At 66.4% G+C, this 20,336-nt stretch carries 21 protein-coding genes; 12 read left to right on the top strand and 9 right to left on the bottom strand.

The genetic code is table 11. The features are described 5' to 3' along the window. The first annotated feature begins 74 nt into the window (after positions 1 to 74). The 5 genes from ABD842_RS05600 to ABD842_RS05580 all read left to right on the top strand — a co-directional run bounded on the left by ABD842_RS05600 (position 75) and on the right by ABD842_RS05580 (position 2,959). Positions 75 to 230, top strand: a complete 156-nt coding sequence (locus ABD842_RS05600) for a hypothetical protein (RefSeq protein ID WP_345111226.1) — start codon at positions 75 to 77, stop codon at positions 228 to 230. 58 nt (positions 231 to 288) lie between these two features. Next, positions 289 to 627, top strand: a complete 339-nt coding sequence (locus ABD842_RS05595) for an arsenosugar biosynthesis-associated peroxidase-like protein (protein WP_345111223.1) — start codon at positions 289 to 291, stop codon at positions 625 to 627. A gap of 80 nt (positions 628 to 707) precedes the next feature. Then, complete coding sequence (locus ABD842_RS05590; protein WP_345111220.1) at positions 708 to 1,367, top strand: rhodanese-like domain-containing protein; 660 nt, start codon at positions 708 to 710, stop codon at positions 1,365 to 1,367. A gap of 39 nt (positions 1,368 to 1,406) precedes the next feature. Further along, on the top strand, positions 1,407 to 2,006 hold the full coding sequence (locus ABD842_RS05585) for a TIGR04282 family arsenosugar biosynthesis glycosyltransferase (RefSeq protein WP_345111217.1): 600 nt from the start codon (positions 1,407 to 1,409) through the stop codon (positions 2,004 to 2,006). 59 nt (positions 2,007 to 2,065) lie between these two features. Beyond that, complete coding sequence (locus tag ABD842_RS05580) at positions 2,066 to 2,959, top strand: hypothetical protein (RefSeq protein ID WP_345111215.1); 894 nt, start codon at positions 2,066 to 2,068, stop codon at positions 2,957 to 2,959. Positions 2,960 to 2,994: 35 nt separating this feature from the next. Here the strand turns inward: ABD842_RS05580 and ABD842_RS05575 are convergent, their stop codons facing one another. The 3 genes from ABD842_RS05575 to ABD842_RS05565 all read right to left on the bottom strand — a co-directional run bounded on the left by ABD842_RS05575 (position 2,995) and on the right by ABD842_RS05565 (position 6,618). Further along, complete coding sequence (locus ABD842_RS05575; protein ID WP_345111212.1) at positions 2,995 to 4,314, bottom strand: MptA/MptB family glycosyltransferase; 1,320 nt, start codon at positions 4,312 to 4,314, stop codon at positions 2,995 to 2,997. Beyond that, a complete protein-coding gene (locus ABD842_RS05570) occupies positions 4,311 to 5,780 on the bottom strand; it encodes a cellulose synthase family protein (protein ID WP_345111209.1) in 1,470 nt (489 codons plus the stop codon). The genes ABD842_RS05575 and ABD842_RS05570 overlap by 4 nt, the downstream gene beginning before the upstream one ends. A 124-nt stretch (positions 5,781 to 5,904) precedes the next feature. Next, positions 5,905 to 6,618, bottom strand: coding sequence for a glycosyltransferase family 2 protein (locus tag ABD842_RS05565; RefSeq protein WP_345111207.1), 714 nt, complete (start codon positions 6,616 to 6,618; stop codon positions 5,905 to 5,907). 172 nt (positions 6,619 to 6,790) lie between these two features. Between ABD842_RS05565 and ABD842_RS05560 the strand changes: the two genes are divergently transcribed. The 4 genes from ABD842_RS05560 (at position 6,791) to ABD842_RS05545 (ending at position 9,915) form a co-directional block, all read left to right on the top strand. Further along, the gene (locus ABD842_RS05560) at positions 6,791 to 7,261 is read left to right on the top strand and encodes a peroxiredoxin (protein WP_345111205.1); all 471 of its coding nucleotides are present in this window, start codon (positions 6,791 to 6,793) and stop codon (positions 7,259 to 7,261) included. 145 nt (positions 7,262 to 7,406) lie between these two features. Beyond that, positions 7,407 to 8,123 (top strand): GAF domain-containing protein, encoded by a 717-nt coding sequence (locus ABD842_RS05555; RefSeq protein WP_345111203.1) that lies wholly within the window; start codon positions 7,407 to 7,409, stop codon positions 8,121 to 8,123. 117 nt (positions 8,124 to 8,240) lie between these two features. Continuing rightward, on the top strand, positions 8,241 to 9,230 hold the full coding sequence (locus ABD842_RS05550; protein WP_345111200.1) for an alpha/beta fold hydrolase: 990 nt from the start codon (positions 8,241 to 8,243) through the stop codon (positions 9,228 to 9,230). A gap of 118 nt (positions 9,231 to 9,348) precedes the next feature. Continuing rightward, on the top strand, positions 9,349 to 9,915 hold the full coding sequence (locus ABD842_RS05545; RefSeq protein WP_345111196.1) for a hypothetical protein: 567 nt from the start codon (positions 9,349 to 9,351) through the stop codon (positions 9,913 to 9,915). Between the two features lie 15 nt (positions 9,916 to 9,930). Here ABD842_RS05545 and ABD842_RS05540 read toward each other — a convergent pair whose 3' ends face one another. From ABD842_RS05540 to ABD842_RS05530, 3 genes are all read right to left on the bottom strand, one after another. Beyond that, entirely contained in the window at positions 9,931 to 11,289 is a 1,359-nt protein-coding gene (locus ABD842_RS05540) for a 4Fe-4S binding protein (RefSeq protein WP_345111193.1), read from the bottom strand. Between the two features lie 45 nt (positions 11,290 to 11,334). Beyond that, positions 11,335 to 11,559, bottom strand: coding sequence for a hypothetical protein (locus ABD842_RS05535; protein ID WP_345111190.1), 225 nt, complete (start codon positions 11,557 to 11,559; stop codon positions 11,335 to 11,337). Between the two features lie 88 nt (positions 11,560 to 11,647). Further along, positions 11,648 to 12,991: an NAD(P)/FAD-dependent oxidoreductase gene (locus ABD842_RS05530; RefSeq protein ID WP_345111187.1), complete on the bottom strand. Its 1,344-nt coding sequence runs from the start codon at positions 12,989 to 12,991 to the stop codon at positions 11,648 to 11,650. Positions 12,992 to 13,264: 273 nt separating this feature from the next. Here ABD842_RS05530 and ABD842_RS05525 point away from each other — a divergent pair, with 273 nt between their 5' ends. Together ABD842_RS05525 and ABD842_RS05520 are read left to right on the top strand one after the other, a co-directional pair. Beyond that, positions 13,265 to 13,633 (top strand): hypothetical protein, encoded by a 369-nt coding sequence (locus tag ABD842_RS05525; protein WP_345111185.1) that lies wholly within the window; start codon positions 13,265 to 13,267, stop codon positions 13,631 to 13,633. A gap of 243 nt (positions 13,634 to 13,876) precedes the next feature. Next, positions 13,877 to 14,569, top strand: coding sequence for a carboxypeptidase-like regulatory domain-containing protein (locus ABD842_RS05520; protein ID WP_345111182.1), 693 nt, complete (start codon positions 13,877 to 13,879; stop codon positions 14,567 to 14,569). Between the two features lie 73 nt (positions 14,570 to 14,642). On the opposite strand, the gene ABD842_RS05515 is transcribed toward ABD842_RS05520, so the two are convergent. The 3 genes from ABD842_RS05515 to ABD842_RS05505 form a co-directional block, all read right to left on the bottom strand. Next, on the bottom strand, positions 14,643 to 16,127 hold the full coding sequence (locus tag ABD842_RS05515; protein WP_345111179.1) for an APC family permease: 1,485 nt from the start codon (positions 16,125 to 16,127) through the stop codon (positions 14,643 to 14,645). A gap of 157 nt (positions 16,128 to 16,284) precedes the next feature. Then, positions 16,285 to 16,836 (bottom strand): hypothetical protein, encoded by a 552-nt coding sequence (locus tag ABD842_RS05510; RefSeq protein WP_345111176.1) that lies wholly within the window; start codon positions 16,834 to 16,836, stop codon positions 16,285 to 16,287. Between the two features lie 38 nt (positions 16,837 to 16,874). After that, positions 16,875 to 17,444 (bottom strand): hypothetical protein, encoded by a 570-nt coding sequence (locus ABD842_RS05505; RefSeq protein ID WP_345111173.1) that lies wholly within the window; start codon positions 17,442 to 17,444, stop codon positions 16,875 to 16,877. Between the two features lie 153 nt (positions 17,445 to 17,597). Between ABD842_RS05505 and ABD842_RS05500 the strand changes: the two genes are divergently transcribed. Further along, complete coding sequence (locus ABD842_RS05500) at positions 17,598 to 20,330, top strand: hypothetical protein (protein WP_345111170.1); 2,733 nt, start codon at positions 17,598 to 17,600, stop codon at positions 20,328 to 20,330. Positions 20,331 to 20,336: the final 6 nt, after the last annotated feature.

The following is a 20,336-nucleotide window of genomic DNA, read 5'->3' as shown; positions in this document are numbered from 1 at the left end:
CGGCCGGAAGCCCTTTTTCGTGCCGTGCCTGCGGGAAGCTGCCTTCCCGCAGGCACGGCACCATTCTCAACCTGTTGGAGCGCTTTGCCCAGCTCCGCTACGACCACCGCGCGTGGCTGAAGCTGCGGGAGCTGTCGGGGCTGAGCAGTGCCGACGTTGCCCTGCAGCAGGCATTGCACTACCCGGGACGATGGTGGACCGGCGGCTACCACTTCGTAATTAGCATTTGACTTTCCTGACTACGCCGGGCGCCGTCAGTCCTGTTTCTCTTTTTTACCTTTCTGTCCCATGGAAAAAAGCACCTACTACAATCCGGCCGACCTGGCCAAGTTTGGCAACATCACCGAGTGGCAGCCCGAGATGGGCCGCAAGTTCTTCGACTACTACGGGGAGGTGTTCAAGGAAGGTGCCCTCACGGAGCGTGAGAAATCCCTCATTGCCCTGGCCGTTGCCCACGCGGTGCAGTGCCCCTACTGCATTGATGCCTACACCACCGACTCCCTGCAGAAAGGTGCCGACGAGGCCCAGATGATGGAAGCCGTGCACGTGGCGGCCGCCATCAAGGCCGGCTCGGCGCTGGTGCACGGGGTGCAGATGATGAACAAGGCCAAGGAAGTTTCGATGTAATTGTCGGTGCCGCCAAGTGGCAGCGCCGGCCAACCCGGAGCGGTTCCGGCCGGCGTAGCCACCTGGCGGCGCCCGTACCCATGATGCCCCACCTACCCACCCTTCGGCCCCTGAGTGCCCGCCCGCCTGCCGACCCCGTCGGGGCTGGTGAGCCAGCTCCATGTGTGCCGGCCGGGCCGCCACGGAAAGGCTGGCTTCGGCGGCTGGCCCGCGCCAAGGCGCCCCTGGCGCTGACGCTGCTCTGCCAGCTGGTGCTGGCCGCCTGCGGCAAAGATCCGGCGGCGGCCCAGCCCGGCCCCAGTCCGGCCTATGCCCAGCTGCTGCGCACGCTGTACCGCGAAACGGTGCCCCTGATTCAGCCCGCCGAGCTGGCCCGGCTCCGGCAGCAGCCCGAGGCCGTGGTGCTGCTCGACACGCGCACCCCGGCCGAATACCAGGTGAGTCATCTGCGCGGGGCCCGGCTCGTGGATTTCGCGCAGTACGAGCAAGCCTCCTTCCGCGACCTGCCCCGCGACCGGCCGGTGGTGGTGTACTGCTCGGTGGGCTACCGCAGCGAGCGGGTGGGGGAGCGGCTGCGGGCGCTGGGCTTCACCAACGTGCGCAACCTCTACGGCGGCATCTTCGAGTGGATAAATGAAGGCCACCCGGTGTACAACGCCCAAGGCCGCACCACCAAGGTGCATCCGTATTCCGCCCTGTGGAGCCCCTGGCTGACGCGTGGCACCAAGGTCTACGAATAAGGTAGCCGTAGCTCGATTCTCAACTCCTTATCCGCTTTCGTGCAGCATCTGCTCATCTTTGCCCGGCACCCGGAGCTGGGGCGCGTCAAGACCCGGCTGGCCCGCACCCTCGGCGACGCGGCGGCGCTGGCCGTCTACGGGGAGCTGCTGGCCCTGACCCGCGCCGCGGCCGGGGGCCTCGCGCAAACCCATAAAACGGTTTGGTTTGCCGACCACGCCCCCGCTGAGCCGGACGCCCAGTGGGCGGGCTACGAAACCCGGCTGCAGCCGGCCGGCGAGCTGGGCCACAGGATGAGCGCCGGCTTCGCCCAGGCTTTTGCGGCCGGCGCTACCGCCGCCGTCATTATTGGTACTGACTGCCCGGCGCTGACCACGGAGCACCTGCAGGCGGCGTTTGCCCACCTCGAAACCCACGACGTGGTGCTGGGGCCGGCCGAGGACGGCGGCTATTACCTGCTGGGGCTGAAAAAAGTTTACTCCGCCCTGTTTGCCGGCAAGGTCTGGAGCACCGACTCCGTTTTGAGCGCCACGCTGGCCGATGCGCAGCATCTGGGCCTGCGGGTGGCGCTGCTGCCCCGGCTGCAGGACGTAGACACGGAGGCCGATCTGATGACCTGGCGCGCGAAAACCGGGCGCTGAGAAAAACACCGTTGGCCCGCGTCCGTACTGTACGCCATTATTCAGTTGTTTTCGTGCGTATGCGTCAGTCCCTTCACTTGTTTTTCCTGCTCATCGTGGCGGCCGGCCTGCCGGCCTGCACCCCGGAAGAGGCGGAGAAAAAGGCTACTCCCGCCAAAACCGTAGCCCCGGATGCGGCCCTGAAGCGCCTGCTGCCGAACTTCAACCAGCAGTGGGCCATGCACAAGCTTTGGGAAGATGGGCTGGCCGAAGTAGCTACCTATGAGGCAGAGCGGGAGATCTACAAGAAAAAGCGCCGGTTTGAGTACACGCTGATAACCGTCAAGGAGGAGTTCAATGGGCAGTTCAACGTCAAGACCGACGACTACCAGCGGCCCGACATCTTTCCGGTTATGAAGGTGAACCAGTTCGGCCGGATTCCGACCGAGCAGTACCCGTACCACCTGCTCACCTCCCTGTTTTTCCGCCGCGACCAGCCCGTGGCCCTGCACAAGCTGACCACCTCGTCGCAGGAATGGTGCGGCAACACGTTCAAAGCCCTCACCGACGAGGGCAGCCACTACGCGCAGTCTTACAACTCCTACTGGGATGGGCAGGGCGTGGGCCAGCGCCGCCTGCGCCACGATGTTCTGTTTGAAGATGCGCTGCCCTACACGCTCCGGGCGCTGAACTTTGAGGCCCGCCCCGCCTTCAGCGCCACCATCTGCGACCTGCAGCAAACCAGTAAAGTTACCCCGCCGGTCTACTATGCGGCCCGGGTGATGGTGGCCGAAGGGCGGCCCGCCGACACGGCCGAAGCCGCCTGGCTGGTGACCGTGAAGCTGGATGCGCAGAAGGAAAACGCGTACTGGTTTGCCCGGGAATACCCCAACATTCTGCTGCGGCAAACCACCTGGGACGGCCGCAGCCTGCGGCTCAAAAAGCACCGGCGCTACGCCTACTGGACCCACTAAGCCGGCTGGGTGCCCGACAATCGCAGCCAGCCCCGCTACCCTCGGGTGGGTGATTCCAGGGGCCGGTGCGCCAGCTCCCAGCCCAGCACGGCCAGCACCACCACGTACTCCGCCGCCACCAGCGTCAGGCTTTCGGCATACCCGGAATTCCGGTACGCCGCATACGACAGTACTGCCAGGCCCGACCAGACCAGCGCAAACCGGAACCGGGTGAATACGCTCAGCGCCACCAGCGGGGTCAGGTACCAGGGGTGCACGGTGGTGGCCAGCAGGTAGTAGCCCGTCAGCGCGGCCAGCGCGGCCAGGGGCAGGGTGCGCAGCGTGGGCTGCCGCTCGCGCCAGCCCAGCACGGCCACCCACGCCACGGCCACCAGGCCCAGGTGGGTGCCGATGAGGGCAATTTCGTTGTAGCCCGTGCGCCAGTAGCCCACGGCCCGCATTAGGTAGTAGAGGCTGGCATTGAACTCGAACTTGTGAAAGTACAGGTCGAGGCTGCGGCTGAAGTTGCGGACCAGCTCCAGGGACAGAAACGGCCCGAACAGCACCATGAGCCCCATTGCCAGCAGGCTGGCGTAGGCCAGGAAAGCGCGCCACCCCAGCCGGCGCAGCAGCAGCGGCAGCAGCAGCAGGGGCAGCAGCTTGGCGGCCACACTCACCGCCAGGGCCCCGGCCGAAAGCGTCCGGCGCCCCTGCGTCAGGGCCCAGATGGCGGCCAGCAGCCCGCAGGTGGAAAGCGCCTCGAAGTGCAGGTTGCCCGCCAGCTCCACGACAACCAACGGATTGAGCAGATACAGGAATGCCTGCCGGGGCGGCTGGCCAAAATGACGCAGCAGCGCCACCAGCAGCGCGGCCGTAGCCGCTTCGGCCGCCAGCAGCAGCAGGCGCAGCACGATGACAAAGCCCCGGGCGCTGCCGGGAAACAGCTTACTGGCCAGGCCAAATGCCGCCTGGCTCACGGGCGGATACACCGAGTAGTAGTGCGGCGAATTGAGCAACGGGTATATACTGGCCGGAGCAGCGGTGGGGCGGCCCGACAGCAGCTCGTCGGGGCGGTACCGGTACGGGCTCTGGCCCGCCACCACCAGGGCGCCGTCCCAGCGGAAGCGGTGGTAGTCGTCGGAGAGGGCGGGCAGGGCCGGCAGCCAGAGCAGCCGCAGCAGCAGGGCCGCCAGCAGCCCGTAGCGCAGGGGCAGCGGCCGGTACAGCAGCCAGGCATAGCCGCCGAAAGCGGCAGCAAACAGCAGCAGCAGCGACCCGAAGTCGGGGCGCGGGGTGGCGTAGGCCAGCAGCACGTACGCCACCCCGCTGCCCAGCACGGCCGCGCCCTGCCCCCACGCCGGCCCCGGCGCCCTCATGCCGCGCGGCGGTTGTGGCGCACCGAGTAGTAAAACACCAGCCCGAAGCCCGTGACCAGCAGCAGGTGAAACGGCAGCAGCCCCAGGTTGCCCAGGTAGACCCCGGCCCCGAGCCCGAACAGGAAGTACAGCGTGAGCACGCCTTCCAGCACCGTGCGCACATCCGGGCGGCCGGTGCGGTAGCGCTGCCGCCAGTGGCTCGGCGGCGGCCGCAGCCCCAGCTTCGGCGTGCGGATGAAGGCGGTCTTGCGGCCCGCCAGGCCGCCGAGCACGGCCAGCGTGTTGTGCAGGGAGAGGCCCATCGACATGGCCAGAAACAGCACAAACTTCGGCACGAAGCCCAGCCAGGAGGCGGCGGGCGTAGCCAGCCGCCAGGCGGTGAAGTAGTAGTACACCAGCGGGGCCAGCGTCAGCAAAAACACCGAGGCCAGCTGAAACACGAGCCGCAGCTCCGGCAGATGCTCCCGGGCAAAGAGCAGGGGCACGCTCAGCAGCGCCATCAGCAGAATGGCCATGAACACGGTGCTGTTGAGCAGGTGAAACGTGGCGTGCAGCTTGGTGCCCGCCGTGGCGTCGGAGCGGAAAACCTGGCCCAGGTGCTTGCGCGCCGTTTCAGCCCCGCCCTTGTTCCAGCGAAACTGCTGGGAGCGGAGCGCGTCCATGGCGGCCGGCAGCTCGGCGGGGGCGGCCACCCGGGGCAGGTACACGAAGCGCCAGCCCCGCAGCTGGGCGCGGTAGCTCAGGTCGAGGTCTTCGGTGAGCGTGTCGGCGTGCCAGCCGCCGGCGTCGTCGATGCAGGTGCGCCGCCATACGCCCCCGGTGCCGTTGAAGTTGATGAAGTGCCCGCCCGTGCTGCGGCCCACCTGCTCGACCAGGAAGTGGGCATTCAGCCCAAAGGCCTGCAGGCGGGTGAGCAGCGAGTCGTCCTCGTTGAGGTGGGTCCAGCGGGTCTGGACCACGCCCACGGCCGGCTCGTGGAAGTAGGGCACGGTCCGGCGCAGAAAGTCGGGCTCGGGCACGAAGTCGGCGTCGAAGATGGCCACCAGCTCGCCGTCGGTGGCCAGCAGGCCGTAGGCCAGGGCCCCGGCCTTGAAGCCTTCCCGGCTGGGGCGGCGCACATGGTCGATGCGCCGGCCCCGGGCGCGGTGGTAGGCCACGCGGGCGGCGGCCAGGGCCACGGTGTCATCAGTCGAGTCGTCGAGCACCTGGATGTGGAGGCGGTCGGCGGGGTAGTCGAGGGCGGCAATGGCGTCGATGACGCGCTCCACCACGTACAGCTCGTTGTAGATGGGCAGCTGCACCGTCACGCGCGGCCAGGCCGCCGGCACCGCCGGGGCGGGCGGGGGCAGCTGGCGGTAGGCCCGGCGGGCCAGGCGCGTCAGGTGGAGCTGGGCGAGGCTGAAGCCCAGGATAAACGTGAGACACAGGCCATAAAGAACCAGAAGCGCAATTTCCAGTTCGTGCATCAGCGGAGAGGGGGCATGCGGAAGGGGGTAAGGCCAGCCGGAGCTGGAAAAGCAAAATGGCCCGGACCGGGCCGGCGCGTAAAAGTACGGCGGGCCGCGGGCAGTACGACCCGGCGGACGCGGTTTACAAGTACTTAAAAATCGTCCATAGAATCTTGTAGCCCGCCCCCAGCGTGCCCTTCACCGTGCCCGACACCTTCGACACGCCGATGCGGCGGCGGTAGCGCACGGGCACTTCCTGGCTGCGCAGCCGGAGCTTGGCGGCCTTGAGCTGCATTTCCACCGTCCAGCCGTAAGTCTGGTCCTGCATGCCGATCTGCTGCAGGGCCTCGGTGCGGATGGCCCGAAACGGCCCCAGGTCGGTGAAGCGCGCCCCGTAGAACAGGCGCATGAGGGAAGTCGCCAGCCAGTTGCCGAAAATCTGCTGGGGCAGCATGGCGCCGCTTTCCCGCTCGCCCAGGGCCCGGGAGCCGATAACCAGGTCGGCCTCGCCGCGCAGGATGGGGGCCAGCAGCGCGGGCATCTCCTCGGGGTAGTCGGAGTAGTCGCCGTCGAGAAACACGATGATGGCGGGCTGCTCGGCGGCGGGGCGGGCAAAGCAGTGGGCCATGCCCGCCAGGCAGGCGTAGCCGTAGCCGGGCCGGTCTTCGCGTAGCACCGTGGCCCCGGCGGCCCGGGCTACGGCCCCGGTCTGGTCGCGGGAGTTATTGTCGACGACCAGCACTTCCCGCACTAGGCCGGCCGGAATTTCGGCCAGCACGCGCCCGATGGACTGCTCTTCGTTGTAGGCTGGAATGATGACGTCGATAAGCGGGGCGGCGGGCAGGGGGGGAGGCATGCGGAACAAACGAGAAGGCCGGAAAAACGGATTGTGGTGCGTCAAAGCACCCCGACCCGCGGGCACAAAGATGCAGCGGGGAGACGGCAGAATCGTTACGCCGCGTAAACCTTCGGGCGGCCAAACCGTTTTGCCGCTACCAAACTCCTCCTTCTTTCTATTCCCCGACCCCATGCTCAACGTAGGCGACCAGGCCCCCGACTTCACGCTGCCCACCACTTCCGGCGCCGCTTTCCGCCTGGCCGGGCTGCGCGGCCAGCGCAGCCTGGTGCTGTATTTCTACCCCAAGGACGATACGCCCGGCTGCACCGCCGAAGCCTGCTCGTTCCGCGACCAGTACCAGGACTTTCAGGAGCTGGGCGCCGAAGTGGTCGGCATCAGCTCCGACAGCGCCGCTTCCCACCAGAAATTTAGCCGGAAGCACCAGCTGCCGTTTGAGCTGCTGGCCGACGAGGGCGGCCAGGTGCGCAAGCTCTACGAAGTGCCCCGCGCCCTGCTGGGCCTGCTGCCCGGCCGCGTCACGTTCGTCATTGACCAGCACGGCGTTATTCGCTACATCTTCAACTCGCTGAGCGGCGCCGCCGACCACGTGAGCAACGCCAAGAAGATTTTGCAGGGCCTGGCGGAGAAGGCCGGCGGGTAGTGGCCCGCTGGTCCGGCCGGGCCGCCGGTGGGCCGGGTTGCGCCGGCCGCGGGCTCAGGGTGAGCCTGTTCGCCCAATTAAAGGCTATTTTTGTGGACCTCTACGCCCCGTCCACCCCAAACCAGTTGTGTCTTGAGTTACTAGTATGACGAACCTGCCCGACAATCTGATTCCCGCCGACGATGCCAGCCGGGTACGCAGTCTGCATAATTTCCAGATCCTCAATACCACCCCTGAACCGATCTTCGATGAGTTTGTAGCCTTGGCGGCCCAGTTATTTAACCTGCCCGTCTCGCTTATTTCTTTGGTCGATGAGGGGCAGGTGTTCTTTAAGGCCAACACCGGGCTGCCCGGCCTGGAGCGGGTGGAGCGCACGGAGAGCCTGTGCTCGGCGGCCATTCTGCAAAACCAGGTGCTGACGTACAGCGACTTGTCGGAGGAAGGCTGCGGGTTGGTGAACCCGTACGTAGCCCAGTCGGCCGGAATGCGCTTCTATGCGGGCGCCTCGCTGCGGATGCCCGACGGCGAGAATATTGGCTCCATCTGCGTCATTGGCCGGGACCCGCGCACCATTGCGCCGGAAGAAGAGGAGTTGCTTTCGTATCTGGCGGAGCTGGTGAGCCTGACCATCCAGCTGCGCGCGGACTATCTGCACCAGGGCCGCACTGCCGACTGGCAGGCCGCTCAGCAACAGCTGGAATCGCTGCTGCACGACCACGCGGCGTTTGTCCGCTACCTGACCACGCGCACCGGCACCGTTTCCGCCAGCCCCCAGGATTTGCCCAGCATCCAGAGCCGGTTGCAGGAAGTGCGGAGCACTCTGACCCATTTTCTGGCTGAAGCGAATTCCTCCGGCCGCTGATTCACTGCCGGCGCCGACCAACGACTGTCTTATAGCTGGCACTCCGCTTTTTAGCGCGCTGGTTCGGGCCGGACAAGGCGTTTGCGCGTAGTAGCCGGGCTCCCTACTTTCCTCGTGATGCCTCGTTTTCTGCTGCTCCCCCTGTTCGCGTTATGGTTGACGGCCTTAGCGGGCGCGGCCCAGCCCAATCCGCTCAACGCCACGCTCGATGGCTACGCCTACCCGTTCCCGGTGCAGGTGCTGCCCCTGAAGCTGGAAGGGCAGAACCTGCGCATGGCCTACATGGACGTGCCGGCCGCGGCCAAAGCCAACGGCCGCACCGTGGTGCTGCTGCACGGCAAAAACTTCTTCGGGGCCTACTGGCACGAAACGATAAGGACCCTTGCCGCCGCCGGCTTCCGGGTGGTGGTACCCGACCAGCTCGGCTTCGGCAAGTCCGACAAGGCCGATGTGCACTACTCCTTTCACCAGCTGGCCCAGAACACCCGGCGCCTGCTCGATACGCTGGGCGTGAAAAAGGCCGTCATCGTGGGGCACAGCATGGGCGGCATGCTGGCCACGCGCTTTGCGCTCCTGTACCCGGAAATGACGGAGAAGCTGGTGCTCGAAGACCCCATCGGGCTGGAGGACTACCGGGTGGGCGTGCCGTTTCAGAGCGTAGACCAGGCCGAGGCCACGGAGCGCAGGAGCACCGAGGCCAGCATCCGGAAGTACCACGCTACCTACTACCCGGGCGGCTACCCCGCCGCCCACGACCAGTGGCTGCTGCCCCTGGCCGCCCAGACCCGCAGCCCCGACTTCGCGCAAGTGGCCCGCGCCAATGCCCTGACCTTCGACATGATCTACCAGCAGCCCGTGAGCTACGAGTTTGGCCAGCTTAAGGTGCCCACGCTGCTTATCATCGGCCAGCAGGACCGCACGGTGGTGGGCAGAGGGCTGATCAAGGACCCGAAGGTGCTGGCTTCCATGGGCCAGTACCCGGCCCTGGGCCGCCGCACCGCCGCCCAGATCAAGGGCGCCAAGCTGGTAGAGCTGCCCGGCGTGGGCCACATTCCCCATCTGGAAGCCCCAGCGCAGTTTCATCAGGCCTTGCGGGCTTTTCTGTAGTAGGGGTCCTGACCGTGCTTGCCCAGAGTGCCGACGGCAAGAATGTGGTATAATCGGGGCTTCAACGAAGCCGTAACTTGTCTTTCTTCGTATTCCCCACCGCTTTACCAATCCCGCTATGCCTGGTTTGTTCGCCGAAATCCTGAAACGCGCCCAAAGTGAAAAACGCCTTTTAGGCGTACGCACCTCCCAAGCGGAGGGAAGATTTTCCGTGGGCTACGTCATCAGCTACAGTGACGAGCTGCTGATGCTGCGCGTCATCAACCGGGATGGGATGCAAACCGGAATTCAGTCCTTCAATATGCAGGACATTTTTCAGCTTGATTTCGATGACCGGTACATCCGAAACATCGAGCTCAAAGAGAACAATCTCGACAAGGTGTACGCCGGGCTGAAATCCCCAGCCTTTATGGAGCAGGAATACCTAACCGTTCCCCTGCTGCTCTCCCGCGCGCTGCAGGCCCGGCAACTGGTGTATCTGACTTCTCAGGTAGGACCCGACCTGTATGGCTACGTGCGGCAGGCTACGGAGGAAGAGCTCCTGCTGGAGTGCTACACCGAATTTGGCGAGCCTGACGGAACAACAGCTATTCGGGTGGACAACATCCGAAGCTTCATCTGGAGCGACGAAGACACGCGGATGATTGAGCTGCACCTGAAGCTACGGGAGCAAGCCGGTCGGTAGCGTGGCGCCGGAGCGCTAGCTCAGAATCCGCAGCGAATCGGAATGAATTAGCGGCGAAGCCTGGTAGCGGCCTTCGCGGGGGCCGTTTTCCAGGTTGAGCACGCCCCGGGGGCAGGCCGTGGAGCACATCCCGCAGCCCACGCAGGAGGCCCGGATGATGGGCTCCCCGCGCTGGGCGTACTGCTGCACGTCGATGCCCATCTCGCAGACGTTGGAGCAGTTGCCGCAGCTGATGCACTGGGCGCCGTTGGTGCTGATGCGGAAGCGGGAAAAGTGCTTTTGCAGCAGCCCCAGGTAGGCGGCCATCGGGCAGCCGAACCGGCACCACACCCGCGCCCCCATAATAGGGTAGAAGCCCACCCCAATCACGCCCGAAAACACCGCGCCAATCACGAAGCCGTAGGATTTGCTCAGCCCCTCGGCCACCGGCTGCAGCGCGGGCACCGCGCCCGAGGACGCCGCCCACAGCAGGGTCGTGACCAGGATGATGAAGCCCAGCACCGCGTAGATGATCCGGACCTCCCAGCGCCAGGCGGCGCGGCTTTTGTCGGCCAGCTGCCGGTACGGGTCGCCGGCGGTTTCGGCCAGGCCCCCGCAGCCGCACACCCAGGAGCAGTACCAGCGCTTGCCGTAGAAGTAGGTGAGCACCGGCGTGGCCAGAAACGACAGCACCGCGCCCCAGAACACCATGAACACGCCCAGCGCCTGTCCGTCCTTGATCAGGTAGCTCACGGTGCCCGGAAACAGATAGTCGTACTTCAGGGGCCAGAAGTAGGAGAAGTAGAACTCGGGCTGCTGAAACAGCAGCAGCAGCCCGGGGATGAGAAAGCCGAAGCCCAGCTGGAAGAACATCACCGAGCCCGTCCGGATCAGCTGGTAGCGGGAGTGGCGGTACTTGTAGAGGGCCCGGCCGCCCATCAGCAGCACGGCCAGGGTGTAGAAGGTGCCGTAGAGAAACCACTGGTCGGCGGCCCGGCCCCGCAGCGCCTGGCTGAACGGGTCGAGGGTGCGAATCAGGTTTTCCAGGTACTTGGGCCACCAGTAGAGCAGCACGTAAAAGCCCGTCAGCACCAGGCCCAGCACCCAGGCCACGGCGCCGCGGCTGGTGCTGGCGCGCAGCCAGAGGTTGTTTTGCTGCACCCCGGCCGGCTTTTGGCCAAACTTCAGCGCGGCCCAGGCCAGCGTGCCGGCGCTGAGCAGGGCCAGGGCCAGGTACATGCTCAGCCGGGCCCGGTAGGCGTCGGCATCGGCGGCGGCGGCCAGCAAAGCCAGCAGCCCCAGGGCCACGGTGGCCAGAGTCAGCTTTTCGGCCGCCGGGGTGGCCGGCAGCGGCGGGTGGGCCAGCGCCAGGCTGGTTTCGGCGGTAGTAGACATAAGCGGGAAGATCAAGGAAAGGAGAAGCAAGCCGGCCGCGCCGGACTAGTGGTGATGGTGGCCTTCGTCGGGCTTGCCGAACAGGTTTTTGAGCGAGGCCAGCACGTAAAGGGCCGCCCAGCATACGTACAGCCACCGGAAGCCCTCGGGCAGCCGGTGAACGAAGAAGTGCAGCACCAGATGGGCGCCGGCACTCATGATGAGCCCGGTAAGGGCAATGAACTGGTAGCTGTTGAGGGCGCTGGGCTTGTAGAGCTTGGAGAAATCCACTGCGGAATTGGTTAAAAGTTGGGAGGGAAAGGCTAAGGGCAGGAGCCGGAACGGAATGAAGCGGGCGGGAGCCGCCGGGAGCCGGCCGTCAGCCCTGTCCGCTCAGCCGGGCGAAGAGGCCCTTGCGGCGCTGCAGTACCACGGGCTGCTGGGGAAACTGCTGGTTGTAGTGCCGCACGATGGCCGGCTCGTGCTGGCGGAAAAACTCGGGGTCAAAGTTAGCCGCCCCGAGCTGGGCCACGACGGTGGGCAGCGGGGTGCGGGCCTCAATCCAGGCGGCGCACACGGCGTGGCGCAGGCGCAGGCCCAGGCCATTGAAGCCCGTCACGGCGCGGCTGCCGGTGGCTTCGAAGGTGATGCGCAGGGCGTGGCGGCCGTTGGGGTGCTCCCAGTAGAAGCTGTCGAGGCCGGGTGTGGGGCGGGCGGGCACCAGGCCGTAGGTCTGGTATTCGAGGTTGAAAAACTTGGCCGAGTTGAACCAGGTGCCGCGGCGGTAGGGCGTGGGCGTGCCGCAGAGCGTGTGGGCCACCGTTTCGCCCTGCAGGCGGCCCGTGTACCAGAGCTGCTCAATCGGCACCTCCCCCGCGCCGGGCTGGCGGTGCTGGGCGCAGTCGCCGGCGGCGTACACGTGGGGCAGGCTGGTTTGCAGCAGCGCATCAACCAGGATGCCCCGGTCGGTTTCCACCCCGGCGCTTTGGGCCAGCGTCAGGTTCGGGGTTACGCCGGTGGCCAGGCCCACCCACTGGCAGGCAATTTCCTCCCCCGCCGTCGTGATTACGGCCCGCACCCGGCCAGCGGCGTCGGCCAGGATTTCGCGCAGCTCGGTCTCGTAGCGCACGGCCACGTGGTTCTCGTCGAACTGCCGCTGAATCAGGCGGGCTTCCTCGGGCGGCAGCACCGAGCCCCAGTAGTGGGTGTCGCGCACGAGCACCGTGGCGGCAATGCCGCGGGAGTGCAGCATTTCGGCCAGCTCCACCCCGATCAGGCCCCCGCCCACCACCACGCCGTGGCCGATGCCGTGGGTATCGCGGGTCATGGCTTCCAGATCGGGCAGGCTGTAGAGGCCCTGCACGCCACGCAGGTGCTGCCCGGGCCAGTCGGCAAAGCGGCTGACCGAGCCGGTGGCCAGCAGCAGCTTGTCGTAGGGCAGGGGCGGGCCGGTGCTGAGTTGCACGGTTTGCTGGTCCAGGTCGAGGCCGGTGGCGGTGGCGTGCACCAGCTCCAGCCGGTTTTCAGCCCAGAACCAGTCCTCGTAGGGCTTAATGTCGGGGTAGCGCAGGTGGCCCATGTACACGTACATCAGCGCCGTGCGCGAGTAGTGGTGTGCCGTCTCGTCGGCTACCAGGGTGATGTGGGCCGCGGGCTGCTGCCGGCGCACCGTGAGGGCCGCCGTGACGCCGGTGATGCCGTTGCCGATAATAACGAGACGCATAGAAAGCGGAGTAAGAAGCAGGGCCCGGACGAAAGCCGCCGCGGCCGGGGCCAAATGTAACCCGGCCACAGCACAATACGCTCCCTGACCGGTCATGGTCGGCGCGGGCCGCTCGCCTGGGCCCAGCGCGCGCGCGGATCGGGGCCGCCCGGCGGCGGTGGCGGCGGCGGGAAGTACGGCCGGGCCGCCGCGCCGGCCGCGCGCCGAAATGGCCGAACCAAGCCCCGGCAGGGTGCGTAAGAGAAGGCAGACTTCACCATAACTCCCACCGCCATGGCCATCGATAAGGAAGATACCACCGAAAAACGCATCCCGGAAAACGAGCAGCTCGAAAACGAGAAAGCCTTTAAAAAAGGGCAGAGCAACGGCAAGGAAAGCGATGACGCCTCGGCCCACCGCAACGTGGGCGCCAACGGCTACACTCAGCGCTCCGACCAGAAAGACCAGCTGCAGAACCTGCACATTGGCGGCAGCGAAACCACTCCCCAGGGCGGCAACGACCACCACACCGACGGCGAGCAGGCCCAGGGTCCCGGCTTTACCAAGGAAGGCAGCTACGAGATGGGCAACGGCGTCCGCAGCCAGGACCAGGAGTTTGGCGAAGAAGCCCCCAGCGGCCCCGCTACTCCCGCCCACGACTAACTCCCGGCCGCTCCGGTCACCCCCGAGGCTCCCCGCATCCGTGCGGGGAGCCTCGTTTTTTGGGGCTCCCGCTACGCAAAGGTTTGCGCCGGGGTTATTATAAAATTATGTTTGTGCAGTGCTAATTCTATATCTTTAGAAACCAATGCTGAGCTCCCCGGAAAATCGGCCTTGGCTGCATCCAGTCAACCTGCTTTTCTTCTGCCCAAACTCCACTCTTCAACTAAGCCTAACCGCAACTTTATGAATTCAGACAAATACTCTTCCGAGCCGGAAAACGACGACGCTCTCCTGCAGGACGAGGAGCAGGATATGTCCTCCGGCAACCGCAAACTGGGCATTATCGTGGGGGCCGTGGTGCTGCTGGCCGGGCTGGGCTACGCCTTTGTGCCGGGCAAAACCGGCCGCGCGCCCATTGCCAGCGTGATGCCCTCCGTGATGCTCGGCGACGCCACCGTGACCGGCGACCGGCCCGCCGAGGAAGTGGCGGCAGCAGAGGAAGACGACAAGCCGGAGGAAGCCAAAAAGCCCACGGCCACCGCTACGGTAGCCGCCCGGCCCGCCCCGCGCCCGGCCGCCACGCCGGGCACGGCCCCGACCGGGGCAGTGGCCGCGCAGCCCGTTGCCGCCCCGGTGGTAGAGGAAGCGGCGCCCGCGCCCGCCCCCGCCCCGGAGCCAACCAACGTGACGCTGTCGGGCCGGATTCTGGATGAGGAAGGCAAGCCGATGGCCGGGGCTACCGTGATGCTGAAAGGCTCGCGCAAAGTAGCCAGCACCGATGCCAACGGCAACTACTCGATGGAAGTGCCCGCCGGCGACAACACCCTCACCTACGGCTACGGCGGCTATCAGGACCAGGAGATGCGCGCCCGCGGCTCCCAGCCCGTCAACGTAACGCTGGTGCCCCGCGAAGGAGCTAAGCGCCGCCGCAAGTAAAGTTCTGGACCAACCCCAGCAAAAAGCCCTGCCGTGAGAACGGCAGGGCTTTTTGCTTTCGGGTGAGTGTGGCCTATTCCACCGGGGTCTTAGTGGCAAACCGGTTGCCGAACAGGAAGTACACCGGCACACCCAGCGCTACCAGAATCAGGCCGCGGCCGGAATACTTGGCCGTGTCGGGGGCAATGAGCAGGATGACGCAGAAGATGGAGGCCAGCACCACGTAGAGCAGCGGCACCAGCGGGTAGCCCCAGGCGCGGTAGGGCCGGGGCGCCTCGGGCCGGGTACGGCGCAGCACGAAGATGCCGATGATGGTGACGACGTAGAACAGGATAACCGAGAACATGACGTAGTTGAGCAGCTCCCCGTACGAGCCGCTCAGGCAGAGCAGACAGGCCCACAGGCACTGCACCCACAGCGCCCGGCCGGGGACGCCGGCGCGGTTGAGCCGGGCCAGGCCGGGGAAGAACAGCCCGTCCTTGGCCATGGCAAAGTAGGCCCGGGCCCCGCTGAGGATGATGCCGTTGTTGGCCCCGAACGTGCTCAACATAATCAGGATGGCCAGCACGTAGGCCCCCGCCGGCCCCAGCACCGACTCGGCCACGGCGGTGGCCACCCGGTCGTCGGTGGCGTACATGATGCCGCGGCCGGCAATGGTGGTGGCCTCGGGGGAGCCGGCCAGGGGCAGCACCAGCAGGTACACGATGTTGATCAGAATGTAGAGGGCCGTCACGATGGCCGTGCCGATGGCCATGCTGCGCACGAGCGTCCGCTCGGGGTTCTGGATTTCTTCGCCGGCAAAGCCGATGTTGTTCCAGGAGTCGGAAGAGAACAGGGAGCCCGACATGGCCATGCCGATGGCAATCAGCAGGCCCGAGCCGCTGATGGGCACGGTGGCCGCCGTCACGCCGGGGGCGGCGTGGCGGGTGGCCGTCCACAGGTCGTGGAAGTTGGCCTGAATGGCGGCGGAGTTGATGCCAAAGGCCACGCCCAGGATGATGAGCAGGGCCAGGGCAATAAGCTTGGTACTGCCCAGCACGTTCTGAATCAGCTTGCCGGCCCGCACCCCGCGGGCGTTGATGGCCGTGATGCCGATGATGAGGATAATGGCCAGCAGCTGCACCGAGGAAAAGGTGAAGTTCCAACCGAAAATGGTGGTTTCGAACAACACGTTCTTGACGCTGAACCAGGGAACCAGCACCCCGGTGAACTTGGCGAAGGCCACGGCCACGGCGGCAATAACGCCGGTTTGAATCACCAGAAACAGCGTCCAGCCGTAGAGAAAGGCCGTCAGGCGCCCGAAAGCCTCGCGCAGGTACACGTATTGCCCGCCCACTTTCGGGAACATGGAGGCCAGCTCGCCGTAGCTGATGGCACCGGCCATGGTGATAAAGCCGGTCAGCAGCCACACCACCAGCAGCCAGCCCGCGCTGCCCACCTGCCGGGCAATATCGGCCGAGACGATGAAGATGCCGGAGCCGATCATGCTGCCGGTGACCAGCATAATGGCGTCGAAAAGAGTAATGGCGCGCTTGAAGTGGCCTTGTTGTTCAGACATTGGAAAGAGTACAGGGAGGGTATAGGGGCCGGAAGATAGAAGGTTGCAAAGGATTAATGCCAACATTCTATCCGGTTCCCACGGCCCCGGCCGGGTTCAACCCGGCACTCCGGCTCCGAAATCCGGCCCGCCCGAACCATCTGCCGCCGTCCGGGGTCTAGAACTCGCTGCGGTCGTACCAGCTGCGCATGCGCCAGGGGGCATCCTTGTTTTTGCGCACCAGCACCAGCCGGGCCGAGCCGGCCCCGGTGAAGCTCTGGTCGTCGCGCTGCTCGATGCTGAGGCTGAAGGAGCGCTCCACGTACACCAGCGTATCGGAAAAAGCCGTGTCGGAGGTGGGCAGGTACTGGGTCCACTGCAGGTTGGCGCTGCGCGAGGCCCGGAACAGCTTGTAAGTGGTGTTGATTTCCACGTCGCGGTTCCAGGTGCGGTCGATGTTGTTGGCGAAGTCGCGGAAGGTAAACGTGAAGCGCCGGTCGAGCAGCTGCCCATACAGGGTAGAGTCGCGCAGCTGGTAGCTGGAGCGGAACCGGTCGAAGAAGCCACGCACCGTCACGGGGTTGCCCAGCAGCTTGTTGGGGTCCGTCACGGCATCGTCGAGGGCCGGGGCAAAAGGATTGCAGGCGGCCGTGCCCAGCCCCAGCAACGCCGGGAGCAGGCCCCTGCGCAGGACGGGCAGCAACGGCGACGAAAGCGGCGGGTGTATCATAACAGCTTCGCCAGCAAGCGTCGGCGACCCGAATATAGCTAGTGGCTGATAAAATATTTCTTCAGGTCGGTCCAGGTGGCCTGGGCGCCCGTGGTGCGCTGGTCGCGCCAGCCGGCAATCTTCCACTCGTTGTTGCGCCGGCGCACCACCAGTCGGATGCTGCCCTCGAGCAGGGCCGGCCGAAAGGCAGTGTCCTGCTGCACGATGCGCAGCTGGTAGAGCGCCGACACCTCGGCCGAGTCGGTCGTGAAAAACTGGTCGCGCCGGTTGGTGAGCGTGAGCTGGTTGGCCGGGGTAGCGGGGGCGCGGCGGCGCAGGCTGTTGAAGTAGTCGCGCTCCTCACTCACGCTCCAGTTGGCAAACAGCGCCGCGGTGGTCCCTGCCGCCGTAGGATCGGGCACGAACCGGTAGGCGGGGCCGCTGAAGCACCGCTCGTAGTTGGCCGGGTTCAGGCGCTCCACGGCGGTGGTGAAGTTACTGAGCAGAATATCAATCTGGGTGGGCTGAATCCACTCACTGACGGCATCGGCGGGCTCGGGCTCCCGCAGTTGAAAGCAGCCGGGCAGCAGCAGCACCAGCAAAAGCAGTAGGAGAGGGGCGCGCCGCATACATCAGGTTTGGTAGCTCAATATACGAGGGAGAGCCGCAGAATGGCGCGGCCGCCGCCGCCTTTCCGGGGGGCGGGGCCGGGCCGGCCAACTAACTTGCCGCTGCCAGCGTCCGAATAGCTAATTTTGCCGCCCGCCACTCCCATTCCCTGCATGTCGCAAAAGCTCTTGGTATTTCTGGTAGGCCTGCTGCTGGTGTCAGCCCTGGGCTCCTACGTGTACTACCGCCGCAGCGTGGCCCGCGTGCCCGTGGATGCCTGGAGCCTGGTGCCCGACGACGCCGTGTTCGTGATGGCCACCCACGACCACCCCACGCTGATGCGCCACCTCAAGGAAACCCAGCTCTGGGACAACCTGACGGCCGTGCGCTATTTCCAGCAGGTGGAAGACAACCTCACCATGGTCGACAGCATAGCCAATGGCCGCAACGTGGTGCTGCGCTTTCTGGGCCGCAAAAAGGTGCTGACTTCCATCCACGTCACCGGCCCCACTGCCTTCGACGTGCTGTTTCAGGTGCCCATCGGCAGTGTGCGCGAGTACCGGCAGGTGCGCACCCTGGTCGACGGGCTGCGCCGCAACGACCAATACCGCATCAGCCGCCGCGACTACCACGGCCATGAGCTCACCGACGTGCACGCGAAGGGCACCGGCCGCGGCCTCACGTTCTTCAACTACCGCAACCATATTATCATGAGCGCCAGCCCGGCGCTGGTCGAGGCCGTCATTCAGCGCCTCGACCACCCCGGGCTGCCCTCCGTGGCGGCCGATTTTCAGAACACCGACTTCTTTCAGCTCAAGGACGTGGATGCCACGCTGCTGGTCAACTACCGGCGCATGCCCCAGTTTCTGGGCCTGTTCTTCCGGGCCGAAGTGGGGCCGGGCATCGGGGTCGTGACCAGCCTGGCCCGGAACGGGCAGTTTGAAATGAAGCTGGCCGGCAACAAAGTGGTGTTCAACGGCTTTGCCAACCCCGAAACGACCCGCAACACCCTGCACCAACGGCTGCGGGGCCAGCCCGCCCAGCGCCTGCGCATGGCCGACGTGCTGTCGTTGCGCACGGCCGTGCTGGTGCACCTGGGCCTGGATAAAGCCGCCAGCCTGCGCGGGCCCCGCCCCAGTGCGCCCCCCACCGATTCGCTGGCCGTCCGCACGGCCCCGCTGGTCGACAGCCTGGCCGCGGGCCTGGGGCAGGAAGTGGCCCTGTGCTACCTGGCCTCGCCTTCGGCCCGCACCCGGGCGGCCAAGCTGGCGCTGGTGTACTGCCCCAACCAGGTGCGGGCGGCCATCTGGCTGGGCCAGCTGCGGCGCCTGAGCGGGGCCAGCCCCAGCTTCGAGCGGGTAGGGCCCTACCAGCTGTACCAGACCGGCGTGCCCGAGCTGCCCGCCCGCCTGCTGGGCTCGTTGTTTCAGGGGTTTGCCGCGCCCGTCGTCACCCAGGTCGGCAACTACCTCGTGTTTGGCGACGATACCGCGGGCCTGCGCCAGTGGCTGACCGATGTGGCAGCGGGGGAAGTCTGGGCCCGCTCGCCTACGCAGGTGGCCTTTCTACAGGAAACCCAGCCCCTGGCCCGTATGAGCGTGTTTCTGGATACCCGCAACAGCTGGAACGTGCTGCTGCGGGCCCTGGTAGAGGAGCGCCGGGCCGGGCTGCTGCGCAACGAAACCCTGTTCAAGCGCTTCCCGCAGGTGGCCCTGCAGCTGGTGCCCGCTACCAACGAGGACGACCCCAACGCCCAGTACTACACCCAGCTGGTGCTGCGGCACCCGGCCCTGGGGCCGGCCGTGGCCCGGCCCCAGTCGCGCAGCGGCACGGGCGGCACGCTGGCCTTCAAAACCCCGCTTACCAGCTCGCCCGCCCTGGTACCGGTGACCGGGGCCACCCGGCCCGGGGCCCTGGTGCAGGATGCCCGCCACGTGCTCCACTACGTGACCCCCGACAACGTGGTCAGCTGGTCCGACTCGCTGGCGGCGCCGCTGGTCGAGCCCCTGCAGCGCCTGCCGGCCACGGGCGGCTACCTGTTTGCGGCCGGCAGCCGCCTGCACCTGCTCGACGAGCGGGGCCGCGAGGCGCCCAACTTCCCCCTCAACCTGCCCGACACGGTGCAGGCCAGCTCCCTGACCGTGTCGCCGGGAACGGCGGGGGCGGCGCGGCTGCTGGTGGCCGGGGGCGGGGGCAACCTGTTTCTCTACGACGTGCTGGGCACGGCCTACCCGGGCTGGCAGCCCAAGCGCATGGAATTTGCCCTGGCGGCCCCGCCGCACTACCTGGTCGTGGGTGGGCGCGACGTGGTGGTGGTGCCCCTGGAAAACGGCTACGTCTACGCCTTCGACCAGCAGGGCAGCGTGTACCCGGGCTTTCCGATCAGCGTGGGGGCGCGGCTGCACACGGGGGCCTTCGTGGAAAGCGGCCTCACCCTGAGCCGCACCCGCCTGACGGTCGTCACCCAGCACGGCGAGCGGGTGACGTTCAACCTGAGCGGCGACATCGTGAGCCGCAGCCGCGTGGCCACCTGGAGCCGCAGCTCCGTGTTTCGCCTGGTGCCCGACCAGAACCAGCGCCGCTACGTGGTAACCCGGGAGGAAGGCGGGGTGCTGAGCTTATTCGAGCCCACCGGCCGGCTGCTGCTCAGCCGCACGTTTGTCACCTCGGGCCCGAAGCCCACGCAGTTTTTCGACTTCGGCGCCGGCCGCCGGGTGTTCGTCCTCACCGAGCCCGGCCCGCGCAAAGCTTACCTCTACGACGCCAAAGGCCGCCTGGTCGGCGGGCAGCCCTTCGACAGCAGCACCCCGCAGGTGGGCCTCACCTACCATGCCGCCACGGCCGAGTACCAGCTCTACCGGGTAGTCGGCCCCGAGCTGCGGCGCACGGCGCTCAAGTTTGAGTGAGCCCGG

This window comes from Hymenobacter algoricola (genome assembly GCF_039539525.1).
Taxonomy (GTDB): domain Bacteria; phylum Bacteroidota; class Bacteroidia; order Cytophagales; family Hymenobacteraceae; genus Hymenobacter; species Hymenobacter algoricola.
The sequence above is the reverse complement of the archived record's forward strand: the minus strand, read 5'-3'. Positions and strand labels throughout refer to the sequence as shown.